The sequence below is a fragment of the Bacillus sp. J14TS2 genome (assembly GCF_018333015.1).
Lineage (GTDB): Bacteria > Bacillota > Bacilli > Bacillales > Bacillaceae_C > Lederbergia.
This window is the reverse complement of sequence record NZ_BORE01000005.1, coordinates 153,669-171,711: the sequence shown is the minus strand read 5'-3', so window position 1 is coordinate 171,711 and position 18,043 is coordinate 153,669. Positions and strand designations below refer to the sequence as shown.

Sequence of the window (18,043 nt, the reverse complement as noted above, 5' to 3'; positions counted from 1 at the left end):
GGGATCTTCGAATAAGTCCTGACACATCCTATGTCGAAGTCACTGTGCAAGCTCGTTGGCTTTCTTCTTCGCCACGAAATTTACGGCGTATAGGGTGGACTAATGTTGGCGGTGCTGACAGGACGTCAGCGTCTTTAGCTTGTTATTCTCTTTTTTGAACATGTGCTTTAATAGATGATTAAAATTGTCATACAATCCCCATTTAAGTGGGGGCTATTTTTCTCCTTAATACGAATCCCTTCATAACATGAAGAAATCCAGACTCACGAACAGCTTCAAAAAATTAGAGAGTCCGGGTTTACTATTCTATAATTCATTCGAAAATTACTAAAGCCCATAAACCAAGCTCCTAACCATCACAACTTTTCCTCAATTTTCTTTACCAAGCAATTTTCATTTGATATGCCTCATCATTTGTTAGTTGCAGGGCTTATGTGTTTTGATAAGACCAATGTATTCTGCCGAAGTATCACTGATACCATTTTTGTTGAACGGTATGCCAGGTTTGCAAACAATTATGAGCGGATCAAATCCAAGCACCAGAACGATTGCTAAACGCAATTAAGCATGTAAACGATAGTATTGCTGTGCTACCCTATAAATGTTATATTAAATATGATATATCAATAAAAATAATAATCAGGAGTTTTCAATATGTCCAATGAACCAAGAGAGCCGCTTTATTTGCAGATTAAGGAGTACTTCCAAGATTTAATATCTTCTAAACGGCTGTCCGCTCACGAACGAATACCAACAGAACGTGAGATTATGGAAAAATTCAGTGTTAGTCGGATTACCGTTACAAACGCTTTAACAGAATTAGTAAGGGAAGGATGGATTTACCGAATTCCAGGAAAAGGCAGCTTTGTACAAGATGGGGGCAAGAAATTTCCTCATGAAGTGAGTAATCCAGAAGAGATAACGACAAAAAATAGTTTGATTGATTCCTCAACTGATACAAATTCAAGACGCAAGATGATAGGGCTTATCATGCCGACCATTGAAGACTTCTTTGCCGTAAAGTTAATTAATGGTATTTATGGAGTTTTACTAAATACGGAATATACTGTCTCCATTATTCTCACTCACAATTCAAAAGAAAAGGAACAAGCAGCCATTAGAGAATTCCTTCGTATGCAAGTGGTTGGACTTCTTATTTTTCCAGTTGATGCTGAAACGTACAATGAGGATCTTCTAGAATTGAAGGTGAAGAATTTTCCTTTTGTTTTAATCGACCGATATTTGCCAGGTATTGAGACGAACTTTGTCGGTTCTGATAATACCGAGGGTGCCAGGTTGGCAGTTTCCCATTTATGGGATTTGGGGCATAGAAATATTGTCATTTGTGGGGATTCAGCTAGAACTACGGTTTCTGTAGAAGATCGGATTAAAGGATATATGGACGTATTTACAGAAAAGGGGGCAATGATTAACCCATCATTTATTGTAACGGATTTCGCAGTAAATTATTCCAATCTAGAAGATAGTTTACCTCTTAAAAACCTTATCCAGAATAAGGTTGCTACTGCTTTTATCGCATTAAACGCAAAATTGGGTCTGCATATTTATAAATTGGCTGAAAGTATGAATTTGAACGTTCCGGATGATCTATCCATTATATCATTTGATGATCCGTATTTTGATTCTGAGTTAGGTGCTTTTACACATATCTATCAGTCCGAAGAACTTATAGGAGAGGGGGCGGCAAACATATTAATTCAGTTACTGGATAAGCGTCATAATAATGAAGGATATAAGAAAAAGAACATTCCGCCCAAACTTGTTGTGAAGGGTACAACCGGTAACGCACCAAAAATTTTCAATTGAAAAAAACCACAGATTGAGGATGAGTCCTCAGTCTGTGGTTTTAATAGTATTAATCCACTACTCTACCATATATTTCAACATTAGCAATCCTTGCGGTATCATCTGCACCTGGATTATCAATTGTAAGCCTTAGATATCTGGCTTCTACTGGATCGAATTCGATATCTGTTACATTTAATTGATTCCCTCTATAATCATCGACTAATTCCCATGTTGAGCCATCTGTGCTTACTTCTACTCGATAATCGCGTGTATTCAACTTTTGATCGAGGCTATGTTCCCCTGCATGTCTGATCACATACCGATTGATCTCATATGTTTCGCTGAAATCAAATTCCAACCAATTTTCTTCCTCTGAAGAAGACCAAATATCAGCGAAGGTACCATTAATAGTAACTTTTGGATCTACTGTAGTATCACTTGCTGTTACTGTGGTATCCTCTGACATCGCTAAGTTAAATGGTAAGTGATTTGCTTCATTATACAATGCAAAGAAGTGATCTGCTCGAACAAACTCAACATTCCCATCATACTGTTCATTCAGCTTATCATGAATTTCTATGATTACTTCTGGTCTTAACTCGCTCCAAATATCGACTTGATAAGATAAGAAATATGGAGACTCTCCATCCCATTTATTAATCTCACTTGTCATATCACCGAAGATATGATCGTAGCCACTTCCGTATGGAATCCTTAATTTTTCAAAAGGTACTCGATCATTTTCGATACTTCCCGCAACAGAAGGTACATCCCTAAAATTTTGAACGGTTGCTCCATATAAGTTACGACTATTTCTTTCATAAGCCTCTCTAACCATTGGTGAAGCATCATCCCAGATCGTGACAACTCTAATACCCGATCTTTGTAAGTAGGTTTCTGTTAAGCGCGTATATCCATCGGCTGCACCCTCATCCGTTAAGATATCTTTTACTGGGGCTCCAGGCTCATTTAGTGTATTATAAGGCATCATGTAACCCATCCCGGAAGGTCCAGTTACAAAATATTCATTTTCTGTTGCATCTTGATAATAATAGTTTAATAGTCCAGGACCAATATCAACAAGGCCAGGAGCAATTGTCCAGTTCATCGGGATTTGTCCTCGATAGTCTTCATTCTCATCCCAAATCACCCTCATCGCCCGTTGTGTATATTGAATATTATCACCATCGCTTATATATAAAGCGATATATACTTTATTTTCTAACTCAGGTTTATTCGGAACTGGTGGAGGTGTTATGGTATTATCATTTCCGCTATATACGCTGCCGCTTATATAAAAATCAGCAGGCATTGTACCTATGCCAAACTTTGATGCTAACGTAATGCCAGAACGCTCGGTCGTATACCAACCAAGTGCAATTGCATTTCCTGGTTCCATATCTCCATAAAACTTTTCAAGTACTTCTCTCTCGTCATCGTCTAATGTATCAAGCCAAAGAACTGTCTCACCAGTTGCTGCAATAATATCTCTTGTATGATGATGGTCTCCACCTTCATCATATGGTTTAGCATTTAAAATAACCCGTTTCTGTGTGTCACCCCAATAATTATCATAGAGATAGTTATAGATTTCAATCGGAGTTGTAAAAGTCATTTCTGTGAGATCTTCTACTACATCTAATTCAATCCCTTTAGCCTCCATTTTTTCATGTACACTTTCAGCTACAGGTATAGCATTCATTATTCCAGCCATTGTTCCCGCTAAATTTCTATAATGGGGACTTATTGTTGGATCATATAATATGACGCCATCGACTTCGTCTGCGTACTTGGCAAGTAAATCGAATTTAGTAGTTTCTAAATAGGTTTCACGATTTTCAAAACCAATGATTGGTGTCATCGGCCATGTAAAAGCACCTTCATCTGTACTAGAGTCAAGCAATAAAATTCTAGGTTTTTCTTTATTCACAAGCCCTTGTAATGCAGAAAAGGTGATCGCTTCATCTGTCGTAAATGCTTGAACCAATATTGTATCAAGCGTATCTTCAGGTGTTGCAAAGGTAGGCAATGCTTGCCCTTCTGGCCAAGAAATGCCATTTTCTATGTTTGTTACTTCGGGATATGGCTTATAATGATTTGTTTTATTTTCGTAGCTTTCCATAAGACTACCTCCTCCTAATATACATCCAAATAATAAGAAAAGAATCGGAAACATTAGAGATCCTTTATTCATATAAATTCTCCTCGTAAATCTTTACATTTCAAAAATTAACATAACTGGTCGACCTCTTATCATTGCACTCTCTCCAATATAAAAAATAAAGGGCACACCCTTCTCTTCTTAGTAAGGTGAAGAATATGCCCAATCATTATTTGAAAATATCATACAACTATTTCTTTATTCTGCTCCCATTGCCTCCTGAATCTTTGCAGCTGATTCTTCTGCGACAATACGCAAATATTCATTTCGATCAATGTTCATATATTCCTCATCATTTAACCAACGGTGTACGTTAAAATCAACATATTCATCCCATCTACTAATCTGCTCCGGTGGGCTTGCAGGCGGATGAGCAAAAATAGATTGCATATTTTTATCATGCGTTGATTCATAATCTTGGAAGAATTGTTCTAGAACCTCATCTTCTGCACTAGTAGGCCCGAGACCAATTCGAGAAGCGAATGTCTGATATTCTGTTTCGGTAAAATGAGTGATCGCTTCAAACGCTGCGTCTTTGTTTTCACTTAGAGGGCTGATACTCCAATTAAGAATCCCAAAATCAGGTCGATGCGTTACTGCTGGTTCACCCTCCCATGTAGGGAGTGCTGTAACATCATAATTAAGGCCTTCTACTTCTGACCACCAATCTACTGCTTGGACAAACTCAACGAACATGGCTGTAGAACGTTCGTCAGTAAATTTAGCTGACTCGAAGAAAGGTTCACCTGAATTATCTAGTGCTCCTATATCTTGGATTAAATCTAGATACCTAGCAAATTCCTCTTCCTCTTGGATTAAAACTTCACCTGTTTCAGGATCAGTGCGATTCACCGAAAATTGTGCAAATGGTACATGCGCAGGTCCTAAATCTAAACCACGATAATGAACACCATTTCGCTCACCAGATACTTTACTTGCTAAATCGATCGCTTCTTTCCAAGTCATATCCTCTGTTGGATAATCAACACCAAAGGTATCGAAAATATCTTTATTATAGAACAACACCCAGTTGACAATCTCATATGGCATACCTAAAAGTCGTCTGTCTGGATCTTTAGCTCGAATAGCGTCCAAATAAACAGGGTTGATATGGCTCACATCATAGCCATGTTTTTCGATTAATTCATCTAGATCGTATTCAAGTCCAAAGTACTCCATATTGTCGGGAGAGATTTCAAAGATAATATCTGGATTCAAATCTTTAGCAAATACTTCTTCTAACTCTTCTCTACCAGAACCTGATTTAATTTGTTCAATTGTCATCCAAGGAAATGCTTCTTCGATCGGATCTTTAAAACGATTGTTAAACATTTCTTCATCCCACCCTACAACTACTTGTAGAGTAACTGGATCTGGATCTCCCTCTTCATTACTTGCTGTGTTATCCTCATCATTTGGTTCAGTATTCGTATCATTAGCACAGCCAAAAGCAACTATCACTAATAAAAAAAACAGACACATCATTAGGGATTTTTTTATCTTTATCCTCACGCAACTAACCTCCCGTATTTTAGGTAATTTCAACAATTTCTTAAGACCTTGCTTGTCATGTGATTCTTATCAACATGTTGTTACACTTTCTCAAGGCTCAGTTAAACGCTTTCAATTATAGACTTTTAACTGACAATGGCAGAATGAAAGGATATCATAACCTGAGACATCTCCTTTTGTGTTTGGTTGTTACCCATTTCCAATGCCACAAAAAGTGAGGTGTCATTTTATTTCGTGCAAACATTCAAAACTAGTCATCATTCAGCAAATGTTGACGACAAACTTTTGCATGAGTCAAGTTGATTATTTCAACTAACAGATTCAGACACTATGAATCAATCCATATTAAACTTGTTCATCCTATATATGTTGATCTATATCCATTAACATTTTCCCAATCCCTCCCCCCTTGAAGGCCCTTTTAAGAAAAAACTGCAAAATAATTCAAATACTTGAAATAAATGGAATATAGCCAATATAGCTTAATTTGTTATAACAGTCAAGGTGTTATTGATATGTCATTAAGTGCATATTTAACAATTTTCTCATAAGAGAAGGGAAAGAATAAAATGTTTTAACTAGAATTCTGAGCCTATTTAATATATTATCATAATAATTAAACTAATTTGGAGGTGATAAATTGAAGCCATTGTACTTACAGATCTATGAATCCTTGAAGCAAGATATAACATCGGCAAAGTATAAAGTTGGGGATCAAGTACCATCAGAAAAGGAATTGTCCATGTATTTTCATGTTAGTTCAATAACCGTTAAAAAAGCTTTAGAAAAACTGGCGAATGAGGGGTTTGTTTATCGAAAGCGAGGGAAAGGAACTTTCGTTTCTGAAAATGCAACTGAAGCGGAGCTTGTAAAACAAGATTTAACGCGTAAAAAACCGTTGTTTGGTTTGGTCCTTACGACATTTGATGAAAGCTTTGGAAATGATTTGATTGCAAGCCTTGAGGAAGCCTCTCAGGATACCTGTTTTATTATCTTGAAACGTACTCTAAGTATTCCGAACAGAGAAGATGAGGTGATCAGAGAGCTACTTGAATACGGGATAGATGGTCTAATCATAGTTCCGGCAAAGGCTGAACATTATAGTATGGAAATTCTTAAAATGGTCGTAAATAAATTTCCGTTAGTGTTGATTGATCGATCCTTTAAACGATTAGCTGCTACCTCGGTTTCAACAGATAATGAACAGGCAGCTAAAATGGGGATGAATCACCTTTTTGATCTTGGACATGAGAATATAGGTGTTCTAATACCTAAAGATAATGATACAACGGCTATTTATGACCGGATTAAAGGAATTGTAGAAGCATTTGCTGAAAAAGAAGTGATTGTAAATCGGGAATATTGGTGCTCAGATATAAAAATTCCCTATCTCACTCATGAAAATGCTAAGAAAGCGATCGAAAACATCAAAAATCATATTAGGGAGAATCAAGAAATCACTGCTCTATTTGCACTAGAATATAACATTGCTATGTTAGCAAAAACGGCTGCTGAACAATTAAATCTTAAGGTACCAGAAGACATATCGATTCTCTGTTTTGACAGCCCTCCACGGAATATATTGGGATGGAATTTTACTCATATTGAACAGGATGAGCAAGCGATTGGGCAATTAGCGTTAAATAAACTAATAGAAATGCAAAATGGTCATACTATTATTGATGATATCCGCGTGCCGGCTATGTTAGTTAAAGGAGATTCGACAATAAAAAATAGAAGACTAGTAGGTAATTTTGAAAGGTAAATTAGATAGCGTGTGTCATATAATCCCCATTTACTTGGGGATCTTTTTTATGGTTAAGGAAACTATAAAATTGTCGCTTGTGGATAACTGTTTACCTTGTGGTTGATGTCTAGCTCCAGGCGCCATCGTCTCGAGGCTCGCAGGAGCGAGTCCATCGGCGTTGCGCCAGGACGGCGCGAACTTAGCCGATGTTCTGCATAATAACCTGAGCCAATGAAAGGCAAAGAACGCCTTTCTTTGTCTCAGAACATTTGCTTGTCGCCGATAGGCGGGCGCCTTGCGCTTTTCTTGTGGTTTCGATACATGTTTAGTATATGGAAACACCAAAAAATATATTGACATACTAAGTTGATTAAAATATAATCTTGTAAACGAATACATTTATAAAAAAGGGGATAACGGTACTTATTATATTAAGTCGGATCACTTTATTCATTCTATAATCCAATTTTGAAAAGGAAGTGAGGAAGGCATGGGTAATGTAGGCACAATCAGTCCACAGACCAATCGGCCCAATCTAAAAAAAAATAATAAAAAGAGTATCTGGGTTAGGATGTGGCAACATCGTTTATTCTATCTTTTTATGCTCCCAGGTATTGTTTGGTTCTTTATCTTTTCGTATATTCCCATGTATGGTTTAACAGTAGCCTTTAAAGATTTTAATTTTGTTGGGGGAATTACTGGAAGCCCTTGGGCAGGACTGAAGTATTTTAAAGAGTTTTTTCAATTTTATCAATCTAAGGAAATTATTCGCAATACACTTACGATCAGTTTAATGAAATTGGTAATCGGATTTCCAATGCCTATCATTTTAGCTTTACTCTTAAATGAAGTAAAAGCTATTAAGTTTAAAAAGGCAGTTCAAACCATTTCATATTTACCACATTTTATTTCATGGGTTGTTGTCGTAACCATTTTGCAACGAATGCTTACTCCTTATGGTGGCCCAGTAAATGAATTTATCTCTTTTTTAGGCTTCGACAAAGTCCAATTTTTAGGTAGTCTCTCTTATTTTTATCAAGTCATTATACTATCAGATATTTGGAAGACAGTTGGTTTTGGGGCAATCATTTATTTGGCAGCAATTTCAGGTGTTGACCAGCAGTTATATGAATCTGCCAAAATGGATGGAGCCAATAGATTTAGACAAATATGGCATATTACATTACCCTCTATACGCCCTGTAATGGTCATTATGTTCCTGCTTGCATGTGGAAATATTATGACTGTTGGTTATGAGCAATTGTTACTTTTGAACACTCCTGCAACCGCTTCAATTGGAACCGTGTTAGACGTATATGTCATTCAATCAGGATTGGAACAAGGTCGAATAAGTTACGGGACCGCGGTAGGGTTATTCCAAGGCGTTATCGGAGTCATTCTAATTATTGTTGCGAATAGCATCAGTAAGAAAGTAAACGAAACATCATTATGGTAGAGGAGGTTAGTGTATAAAATGAACAAAAAGTGGTCACTATTTTCCGTTATTAATTATACATTTCTCGCGGTATTCTCTTTTACAACATTATATCCGTTTATTTATATTATCGCCTATTCACTGAGTGATGGTGTAAAAGCTATGAATAATCCAATTTACTTTTTACCTCAAGGATTCACCTTTGAGAACTATATAACTATTTTTAAAGATAGTAAGTTTTTAGATGCATATGTTATCACGGTTCTAAGAACTGTTATTGGGACATCTCTCCATGTCTTTCTATCAGCATTATTTGCTTATGCTCTAACAAGGAAACAGTTGCCAGGTAAAACCTTTTTGACCTTCTATATCTTTATTCCATCTATTTTCAGTGGTGGGATGATACCTAACTTCATTTTATTCCGTGAATTGGGATTAATAAATAACTTTTGGGTATATGTTTTTCCATTTTTGTTTAGCTTTTTCCATATCATTATTATGCGCACCTTCTTTCAACAGCTGCCTAGTTCATTAGAAGAGTCAGCGCAAATAGACGGTGCTAGTAACTTTCGGGTTTTTATGAGAATTATACTACCTTTATCTATGCCCGTCCTTGCCACTATTGCTCTATTCCAAGGTGTGTTTCACTGGAATGATTGGTTTACCGGGACTTATTTTGTCACAACAGAGTCTCTACGACCTGTTCAAACGCTGCTTAATCAATTATTAACAGAGTCGGAAGCACTGGCCAATGCGGCTCAAAAAGCGTCACAAACAGGTACTACTGTTTCAAACGGAATGATTGCAGTTACGCCAGAATCTCTAAGGATGGCTACATTAATAGTTGCGACACTACCGATTATTTGTATCTACCCATTCTTACAGAAGTACTTTGTAAAAGGCGTTATGATTGGCTCAATAAAAGAATAATAACATCTTCATACTTATGGATGGAGATTATTATAAATAAAAAATTTATATAGGAGGGATTTAAATGAGAGGGAGATTCAACAGTTTACTTATAGTATTCATGACGGTTCTACTAATTAGTTTTTTAGCTGCATGTAGCAAAGAAAGTAATAGTAGTGAGAAGGATGGAGAAATTACGCTGAAAGTGCTAAATAACTGGAATGGATCTGGAGCAGGTGCTCCTCCAAATGATAATCCAATTGTAGAAAAGATAGCGGAGGAAACTGGGGTAAGATTGGAATATGAATATACGAATGGCAGTGAAGTTGAAAAATTGACGCAAATATTAGCGACTGGTGAATTTCCTGATGTTTATGTAGGTCCAGCCTGGGGAAAAGAGTCTGAACTCATGCTGCAAGCCGGTAATGAAGGACAATTACATGATTTAACCCCTTATATAGAAAAGTATCCTAGCTTGGCGGAAGTCGTTAAAAAAGATAAAATGTCTTCTTCATTTTATGAGAATATAATCTCTAAACAAAAGGATGGGCAATATTTTCTTCATTCCACTTATCCTGCTACAGAAGAAGATATTGATGACTGGTTATATGGATTGTATGTAAATAAGGAGATAGCAGATGAAGTAGGGGTAGATCCGGATTCTGTAAAGACGCCTGACGACCTTTATAATTTTTTGAAGAAGATTAAGGAAGGCGATTTTGAAGTAAACGGAAACGCAGTATTCCCACTGGGTGCATATGATAATGGTTGGCCATTAGATATTACTTCAGAGATGTTTGTACCTGTTGCCGGTGGGGGTAGTTGGTTTATTGATGACAAAGGCAATGCTAGATACAACTTTATGACTGAGGAATATGAGGACTGGATTCTATTTATGAGAAAACTTATGAATGAGGGATTACTAGACCCTGAAGTATATTCCCATACAGGCACTATCGCAAGGGAAAAAGTGGCACAGGGTAGGTATGCTGTCATACCAAACCAATTTCCTGGTCTCTGGAATGATACAAAACAAGGAGGAATAGAAGATAAATATGTTCCGCTTGGGCCATTAGAAGACTTCGATGGTGACCGCTATCGAACAGAATTTAATGTTCAAGGGAGTCAATTAATCGCTGTCCCTGCAACGACTTCTGAAGAAAAACTAGAGGCATTTGTTAAAGTGTTTGATTATTTATCTAGTGAGGAAGGATATCTTTTAGCTACATTTGGAATTGAAGGAGTTCATTATGATTTAGAAGATGGAGAAGTGGTAGCGAAGGAAGAGATGGTACAAAAAATGGAGGATCAAACTTTCAAGGACGAAGGAGTAGGTAACTACACAGCTTTCACCGGTTTAGACCGTAGAAATTCCCTTGGGGGAGGACCATTAGGTTATCAATTTGATAAACAATATAAAGTTAAAGATGAATTTAAAGAGATTTTCAGAAAGGATGGAATTCAACCTATAACTGGAATTGATCCAGATTTAATATTGAAAGATCATCCGAACTTTGAGAAAATAGAGCCAATTACACTTGTAATGGGAGATGCTGTACAACAAGCGATACATGCTGGTACTGAAGATGAAGCACGTAGTATTATTAATAAAACTCGAGATGCACTAAAAGACGCAGGGATAGAGGAAGTTGCAGACGAAATTACCAAGCAAGCTCAAGCGGGTACTGAAATTATGCGTTATCGAACTTCAAATTAATAGTTTAATAGAGTTGTAATGTTGGAAGCTCTCTCAAAATGTTACCTAAAAGAGGGAGCTTACACTTTTTTTGATGTACCATTACAAACACGAAATGGAGTGGAAATGATGGAAAATTCAATGAGGCCTCCAGCGGTGCCTTTATTAAATGTTGACCCTTATTTTAATGCTTGGTCCAGCTCGGACCATTTGTATGATGATCATGTACACCATTGGACATATGATGAACATCGTGATTCTGGTATTTTCGGAATGGTTGGAATGATTAGGATTGATGGAGAAGTGTGGCGTTTTATGGGGAAAGTGTCAGACGCTGAAGAAGAGGTAAATAATTTAGAGCAACTTCAATTAACTGTAAAGCCTTTATCAACCATATATATTTTTCAAGGTGCAGGGATTAAACTGCAAGTAGATTTTACAACACCGCTCCTTTTAAATGATTTGGATGCGCTCTCAAGACCAGCTTCATATGTCACATTTGATGTATGGGCAGATGATGGCAAGGAACATGATGTACAAATTTACTTTGATGTAACAGCGGAATGGTGTGTTCATGATAAAAAACAGCAAGTCAGGTGGTCACGATCAACCTTAGAGGATAATATAGCAGATATGTGTATCGGAACGGTTGACCAGCCTATTTTGGAACGGACAGGTGATGATACACGGATTGATTGGGGGTATTTTCATTTATTGGTCCCTCAGGCAAGTAACGCTGTATCTGTTATTCATGCTAGTAATATTAGGAAGCAGTGGATACAGACGAACTCCCTTCCCAATGAAGATGATCGTCATATGCCTCGCTCAGTAGAAGAGAACACTCCGGTAATGGCGGTAGTATTAGATTTTAAATCGGTCGATGCAACAAAAGAGACAAAGTTTTTAACGCTAGCCTATGACGATATTGATTCAATTGAATATTTTCATCAAAGACTTCCTGGTTACTGGAAAGGTAATGGTCAAACGACTGATCAAATGTTGCAATTGTCTATCACTGATTACTCTAAATTGAAGAAAGCTTGCCATGAATTTAATGAAAGCATGATCCAAGAGACAACGGATGTGGGGGGCACGAAATATAGGGATATTACCTCTTTGGTTTATCGGCAAGCGGTTGCAGCTCATAAACTAGTCTTGGATGATAAAGGAGAGCTATTATTTCTTTCAAAAGAAAATAATAGTAATGGGTGTATTGGAACTGTAGATATCAGTTACCCATCAATTCCTTTATTCTTATTGTACAATCCTGAATTAGTAAAAGGGATGATGCGGCCTATTTTTCGCTATTCCAGATCAGATGATTGGCCATTTGAATTTGCTCCACATGATGTTGGTGTCTATCCAGTTGCAAATGGTAATGTGTATGGAGAGAATAAGTTGGAAAACCAAATGCCTATTGAAGAATGCGGCAATATGTTAATCATGATGACTGCAGTTTGTTTAGCAGAGGGAGAAGCCACTTTTGCAGAGGAAAATTGGGATTTACTTACGCAATGGGCTCAGTACCTTGAAAAGAATGGATTAGATCCTGGGAATCAACTGTGTACAGATGATTTTGCTGGTCATTTAGCCCACAATGCAAACCTATCAATAAAAGCGATCATTGGGATAGGCAGCTATGGTATTTTATGTGAATTATTAGGAAAAAAGGAAGAAAAGAAAAAATACATTGCTTTAGCTCAGCAAATGGCAACAAAATGGGAAGAGATGGCGATAGACGATGATCATTATAAGTTAACATTTGAGCAAGCGGATACATGGAGTCTTAAGTATAATTTGGTTTGGGATGTAATTTTTCCTCTAAACTTGTTTTCTAAAGAAGTAAGAGAAAGAGAAATATCGTATTATTTGCCAAAACGAAATCGTTTTGGTACACCCCTTGATAGTCGGGAAACCTATACAAAAGCAGATTGGCTTGTATGGGTAGCCACTTTAGCCGATCAGAAGGAAGATGCAAACGCATTGATTGAACCGCTATGGCTTTATTTAAATGAGACCGAGGATCGTGTTCCATTTTCTGATTGGTTTGATACGAAGTCAGCCAAAAGATTAAATTTTAAAAATCGATCAGTTGTAGGTGGACTATTCATGTTGATGTTAAAGGAAACGAATTGGAAAACGGCCAACGCATAATGATGCAATGGAAGGGGAATGAGTGATGGAGAAAACTAGATCGGAAGAAAAAACGGGTTTCCAGGAAAGAGTAGCCTATCATCCCACGTTTGATTTAAGAACAGACTTTGTTATGGTGTACGGCATTGATGAATCAATGCCGAAAAGAATAAAAGAATGGCAAGACCGTGGGTACGTTGTTCATCTAATGACAGGAGTAGCATGGGGAGAATATCAAGATTATTTATACGGCGAAGTTGATGGAAGGAAACATTGGGATGAAGCTCAGAAAAATCGTCTTGGTGAAATTATTGGCCATGGTAAAGACGTACCTTATATGGTCCCAACAATCGCCTTTACTAACTATTTAACTGAACGGATTAAAGTGGCTGTAGATGCTGGAGTAGAGGCCATTCATCTTGAGGAACCAGAGTTTTGGGTAGAAGGTGGTTATTCAGAGGCTTTTAAGAGAGAATGGCAGATCTTTTACAAGGAAGCATGGGTCCCTCCCCATGAATCAGTAGATGCCCAGTATCGAGCGTCAAAATTAAAGGCTTTTCTCTATACACGCTGCTTAGATCGGTTATGCGGTGAATTAAAGGAATACGCGCAAGTAAAATATCAAAGAGATTTACGTTTCTACGTTCCTACTCATAGTCTAATAAACTATACACAGTGGAGAATTGTCAGTCCACAGTCACAGTTGCTTAGCTTACCGACTGTTGATGGATATATTGCGCAAGTATGGACAGGTACCTCGCGTACACCAAATGTATACAATGGTGTCCGCAAAGAGCGGACATTTGAAACGGCATACTTAGAATATGGAGTTATGCAGGAATTAGTGCGTGGCACCCAAAGAAGAATGTGGTTTTTGCATGATCCAATTGAAGATAATCCAAATTATGATTGGGATGATTATCGAAACAATTATTATAAAATCGTAACGGCTTCTTTATTTCATCCAGATGTTCATCGCTATGAAATATCGCCATGGCCAAACAGGGTCTTCAATGGATCTTATCCTAAAAAGAACGGGGAAGGTAAAGAAGCGATTCCACCAGATTATGCGACCAGTTTGCTTATATTGATGAATACATTGCGTGATTTTGATCAAAGTGAGATTGAATGGGTTGGGAAAATGGATCCAATTGGTGTTCTCCTTGCTGATTCCACTATGTTCCAACGCAATCACCCTGATATCTTGGGAGAGGATGGCTCGCAAAAATATGATGGAACAGATGCGGAAATGTTGAAAGGAGACAAAGCGCAAGAATTGCTTGTTTGGTCAGAGTTCTATGGTTTGACGTTACCCTTATTAAAATCAGGGATTCCCGTAAGGCCTGTTCAGTTAGATAATATTAGGCGATTTTCTTCCTATCTAGATGACTATCAAACTTTGATTCTAAGCTATGAATTTTTAAAACCAGAAGCGCCCGATATTCATCTTGGCTTAAGTCAGTGGGTGCAAAATGGCGGTCGTTTGCTGTATGTTGGTGATCATAGTGATGATTATCATCATGTAAGAGAATGGTGGAATTCAAATGGTTCTTCGTATGAAAATCCGGCTGAACATCTTTTTGAAGCACTTGGACTCGAACGAAAACTGGAACAAGGTACCTATCCAGTTGGAAAAGGAATGGTGAGCTTTCTGCCATTAAATCCAAAGGAATGCGCTGAAACCCAGCAAGATGCAGAATTATTGAAAAATACTGTGAGACAGCTTTTTTCAAGCAACGATTGGGAGGAAAAAAATTATTTACTTCTGAAGCGAGGGCCGTACGTTATTAGTACTGTGATGGACGAATCAATGAACGAGGAACCTTTAAAATTACAAGGTGTATATGTCGATTTATTTGATCATAATCTTTCAATACGTAAAGAGGTTGTGGTTCAACCGGGAAATCAGTTGCTCCTATATGATCTGGAGCACCACCCAATTGATCAAAAGAATTGCCAGGTGATTGCTTCCTCTTCGAGAATAGAAGATATCGTCAATGATGGAAATGATATTGAGATGTTCGTGAAGGGACCTTTAGGAGTACCTGGAATTAGTAGATTGCGATGTGTCAAAAAACCATCGAGTATACAAATAAAAAACAAAGAGCAAGACAGCTATCAGGATATTCGCTTTGATTGGGATCAAGAAAGCCAAACTGTTTTAGTGCGCTATGAAAATAATCATAATGGCCTCCATATAAAGATTGCATTTGAGCAAACAGAGGGGGAATAGAATTGGCAAATCACAATACACAGCCGCCGATAGCAAGTGCAAATAGGGAATCAGGAAAACTGTTTAAGGCTCCAGTTGCCAACAAAAAACCGCTTATTGAGACGCCGTTTACACCATTGCCTCTTGGATCAGTCGCGGCTAAAGGGTGGTTGCTAAAGCAACTCGAACTCCAGCGAGCGGGGGCTACCGGTTATGCGGAAAAGTTGTATAGTGAATTGGGAGAAGAGGCGGCTTGGCTTGGAGGCACGGCTCCCGAATCCGATTGGGAACGCCCTGTTTATTATTTGAAGGGTTTAGTTGCTCTTGCCTACACGTTAAATGACGAAGAACTCATTGTCACTTCCCAAAAATGGATCAATGCCATTTTGGCAAGTCAGCGTAAGGATGGATTTTTCGGTCCAGAAACGAATGACGACTGGTGGCCGCGGATGGTCGCTCTTTATGCGTTGAAAGATTATTATGAAGCAACGAGTGATGAACGAGTTCTTCCATTTATGACAAACTATTTTAAGTATCAGGCTGCGCATTTGCCTCATCGCCCTTTGAGAGATTGGGGGAAAATGCGTGTTGGAGATAATATCGACACCGTTTTATGGTTGTACAACCACACGGAGGATAAATTCTTGCTTGAGCTGGCAGACATGCTCGCAGGCCAAGGCTATCCGATTACAGATCTGTTTACCTATAATAAGTTTCAAGACTTTGGGGATGATTTTCACCCAACCCATACGGTCAATGTGAATCAATCGATTAAAATGCCTGCGATTTATTATCAACGTTCGCATTCCGAAACCGATCGTGATGCCTTCAAGGTCGGAGTTAAAAACTTATCCAATCATAATCAGATTACAGGCATGACAGCAGGTACTGAAATGCTTGCTGGAATTTCCTCCACACAGGGAGTAGAGCTTTGCGCCATTACGGAACGAATACAAAGTAATGGCGCAGTAACAATGATTCTTGGTGATCCACATATTGGTGATGATTTAGAAAAAATTGCTTTTAATTCCTTGCCTGGAGCTATGGATAAACAAGTCAAAAACCATCAATATTATTCTTTACCGAACCAGGTAGAGAGTGATTATGCTGATCATGGTTTTAAGCAAGACTATTCTAATGGTACGATGCCTTCCCCAACCTCTGGTTTTGCGTGCTGTCGTTTCAATATGCATATGGGCTGGCCCTATTTTGTGAAGAACATGTGGGCTGCCACTGCAGACGGGGGCATTGGCGTGATTGCTTATGGACCAAGTCAGGTATCGGTGAGATTAAAAGATGTGAATGTAACCATTAAAGAGACGACAAATTATCCATTTGAGGATCAAATTCAATTTGTTATCACCACGTCTCAAAAAGTGAGTTTTCCCTTAAAGCTACGAATTCCGGCTTGGACAGTTAAACCTAGTGTTACGGTTAATGGGGAACCGGTGGAAGCTGTGAAAGCGGGGGAGTATGTAAGTATCACGGAAGAATGGAAGACGGGTGACAAGGTTGTTCTTCACCTGCCAATGAAGCTGAAAACGACAACATGGGTCAATCATTCCATTGGTATTGAACGCGGTCCACTTGTGTACTCCTTACAAATGAAGGAAAATTGGCAGATTAAACATAAGCCAATAGCGGATTTACCTGAATTCGATCCATCTGCTTTGGGTTTTAACGAGTATCATGTAAAGACGGATAATGCATGGAACTATGGGTTGCTCATGGACCGAAAGAATCCGGAGAAATTCATTAATGTGGTGACAAGGCCAATGCCTGAGAATCCGTTCCAGCAAGAGCTAACTCCGGTTAAGCTTGTAGCGCAAGCAAAGAAACTTCCAACTTGGGGAAAAGCAGCCAATCATGTAGAAGCTGACGAACCCCCTGTAGGTCCAATTCTCTCAACAGAGCCTACGGAAGAGATTACCTTGGTTCCTTATGGCGCCCAGAATCTGCGTATCACCTATTTTCCGGAAGTAACAGAGAGCTTGACGGAGACAGGAGCTGCTAAATATGAGGCGGAACAAGCAGAAATATTCCATGCAGAGATCAGGAAGAATGAACCTCATGCATCTGAAGGTAGCTATGTTGGCGGCATCGATTTTGCGGAAAGCTACGTGAAATTCAATCAAGTTATTGTTCCAGAAGAGGGGCAGTACAACATCGATATTTGGTTTGCCAATGGAAATGGTTATAACTCAGCAACTGGCAAAATGATTGTCAATAACGAAGAATATGTTTTGACATATCAAGGTACACGTGGCTGGGGCCGTTTCATGGCCATCAAAATAGAGGTTCCATTAAATAAAGGCTCTAATACGATCACATTTATGAAGGATCAAGGATTTTATGAACTTGATTATATTGTGGTTAGGCCGCTTTACATAAATGGTTCTTAAAAGATAGATTAAGAAGGAACATAATTG

10 protein-coding genes are annotated in these 18,043 nt (G+C 38.2%); 8 read left to right on the top strand and 2 right to left on the bottom strand.

Features of this window, described 5'->3' with window-relative positions; genetic code table 11:
- Positions 1–654: 654 nt before the first annotated feature.
- Positions 655–1,827, top strand: a complete 1,173-nt coding sequence (locus KI375_RS09695) for a GntR family transcriptional regulator (RefSeq protein WP_212973298.1) — start codon at positions 655–657, stop codon at positions 1,825–1,827.
- Positions 1,828–1,876: 49 nt separating this feature from the next.
- Here KI375_RS09695 and KI375_RS09690 read toward each other — a convergent pair whose 3' ends face one another.
- Positions 1,877–3,931 carry a galactose-binding domain-containing protein gene (locus KI375_RS09690; protein ID WP_212973297.1) on the bottom strand — a complete coding sequence of 685 codons (2,055 nt, stop codon included), beginning with the start codon at positions 3,929–3,931 and terminating at the stop codon, positions 1,877–1,879.
- Between the two features lie 237 nt (positions 3,932–4,168).
- Positions 4,169–5,482: an ABC transporter substrate-binding protein gene (locus KI375_RS09685; protein ID WP_212973296.1), complete on the bottom strand. Its 1,314-nt coding sequence runs from the start codon at positions 5,480–5,482 to the stop codon at positions 4,169–4,171.
- Positions 5,483–6,122: 640 nt separating this feature from the next.
- Here KI375_RS09685 and KI375_RS09680 point away from each other — a divergent pair.
- The 7 genes from KI375_RS09680 (at position 6,123) to KI375_RS09650 (ending at position 18,016) form a co-directional block, all read left to right on the top strand.
- Entirely contained in the window at positions 6,123–7,247 is a 1,125-nt protein-coding gene (locus KI375_RS09680; RefSeq protein WP_212973295.1) for a GntR family transcriptional regulator, read from the top strand.
- Positions 7,248–7,719: 472 nt separating this feature from the next.
- Complete coding sequence (locus tag KI375_RS09675) at positions 7,720–8,685, top strand: ABC transporter permease (RefSeq protein WP_212973294.1); 966 nt, start codon at positions 7,720–7,722, stop codon at positions 8,683–8,685.
- Between the two features lie 18 nt (positions 8,686–8,703).
- A complete protein-coding gene (locus KI375_RS09670; RefSeq protein WP_212973293.1) occupies positions 8,704–9,594 on the top strand; it encodes a carbohydrate ABC transporter permease in 891 nt (296 codons plus the stop codon).
- A gap of 64 nt (positions 9,595–9,658) precedes the next feature.
- On the top strand, positions 9,659–11,290 hold the full coding sequence (locus tag KI375_RS09665; protein ID WP_212973292.1) for an extracellular solute-binding protein: 1,632 nt from the start codon (positions 9,659–9,661) through the stop codon (positions 11,288–11,290).
- Between the two features lie 108 nt (positions 11,291–11,398).
- A complete protein-coding gene (locus KI375_RS09660; protein WP_212973291.1) occupies positions 11,399–13,423 on the top strand; it encodes a glutaminase family protein in 2,025 nt (674 codons plus the stop codon).
- 25 nt (positions 13,424–13,448) lie between these two features.
- Complete coding sequence (locus KI375_RS09655; RefSeq protein ID WP_244852481.1) at positions 13,449–15,635, top strand: DUF4350 domain-containing protein; 2,187 nt, start codon at positions 13,449–13,451, stop codon at positions 15,633–15,635.
- Positions 15,636–15,637: 2 nt separating this feature from the next.
- Positions 15,638–18,016 carry a beta-L-arabinofuranosidase domain-containing protein gene (locus KI375_RS09650; RefSeq protein WP_212973289.1) on the top strand — a complete coding sequence of 793 codons (2,379 nt, stop codon included), beginning with the start codon at positions 15,638–15,640 and terminating at the stop codon, positions 18,014–18,016.
- The last annotated feature ends 27 nt before the right edge of the window (positions 18,017–18,043 follow it).

Excerpts from the sequence above, each read along its gene's own strand:
- KI375_RS09690 (WP_212973297.1), bottom strand. The coding sequence starts at position 3,931 with ATGGAAAGCTACGAAAATAAAACAAATCATTATAAGCCATATCCCGAA.
- KI375_RS09665 (WP_212973292.1), top strand. The coding sequence starts at position 9,659 with ATGAGAGGGAGATTCAACAGTTTACTTATAGTATTCATGACGGTTCTA.
- KI375_RS09675 (WP_212973294.1), top strand. The coding sequence starts at position 7,720 with ATGGGTAATGTAGGCACAATCAGTCCACAGACCAATCGGCCCAATCTA.
- KI375_RS09655 (WP_244852481.1), top strand. The coding sequence starts at position 13,449 with ATGGAGAAAACTAGATCGGAAGAAAAAACGGGTTTCCAGGAAAGAGTA.
- KI375_RS09660 (WP_212973291.1), top strand. The coding sequence starts at position 11,399 with ATGGAAAATTCAATGAGGCCTCCAGCGGTGCCTTTATTAAATGTTGAC.
- KI375_RS09695 (WP_212973298.1), top strand. The coding sequence starts at position 655 with ATGTCCAATGAACCAAGAGAGCCGCTTTATTTGCAGATTAAGGAGTAC.
- KI375_RS09670 (WP_212973293.1), top strand. The coding sequence starts at position 8,704 with ATGAACAAAAAGTGGTCACTATTTTCCGTTATTAATTATACATTTCTC.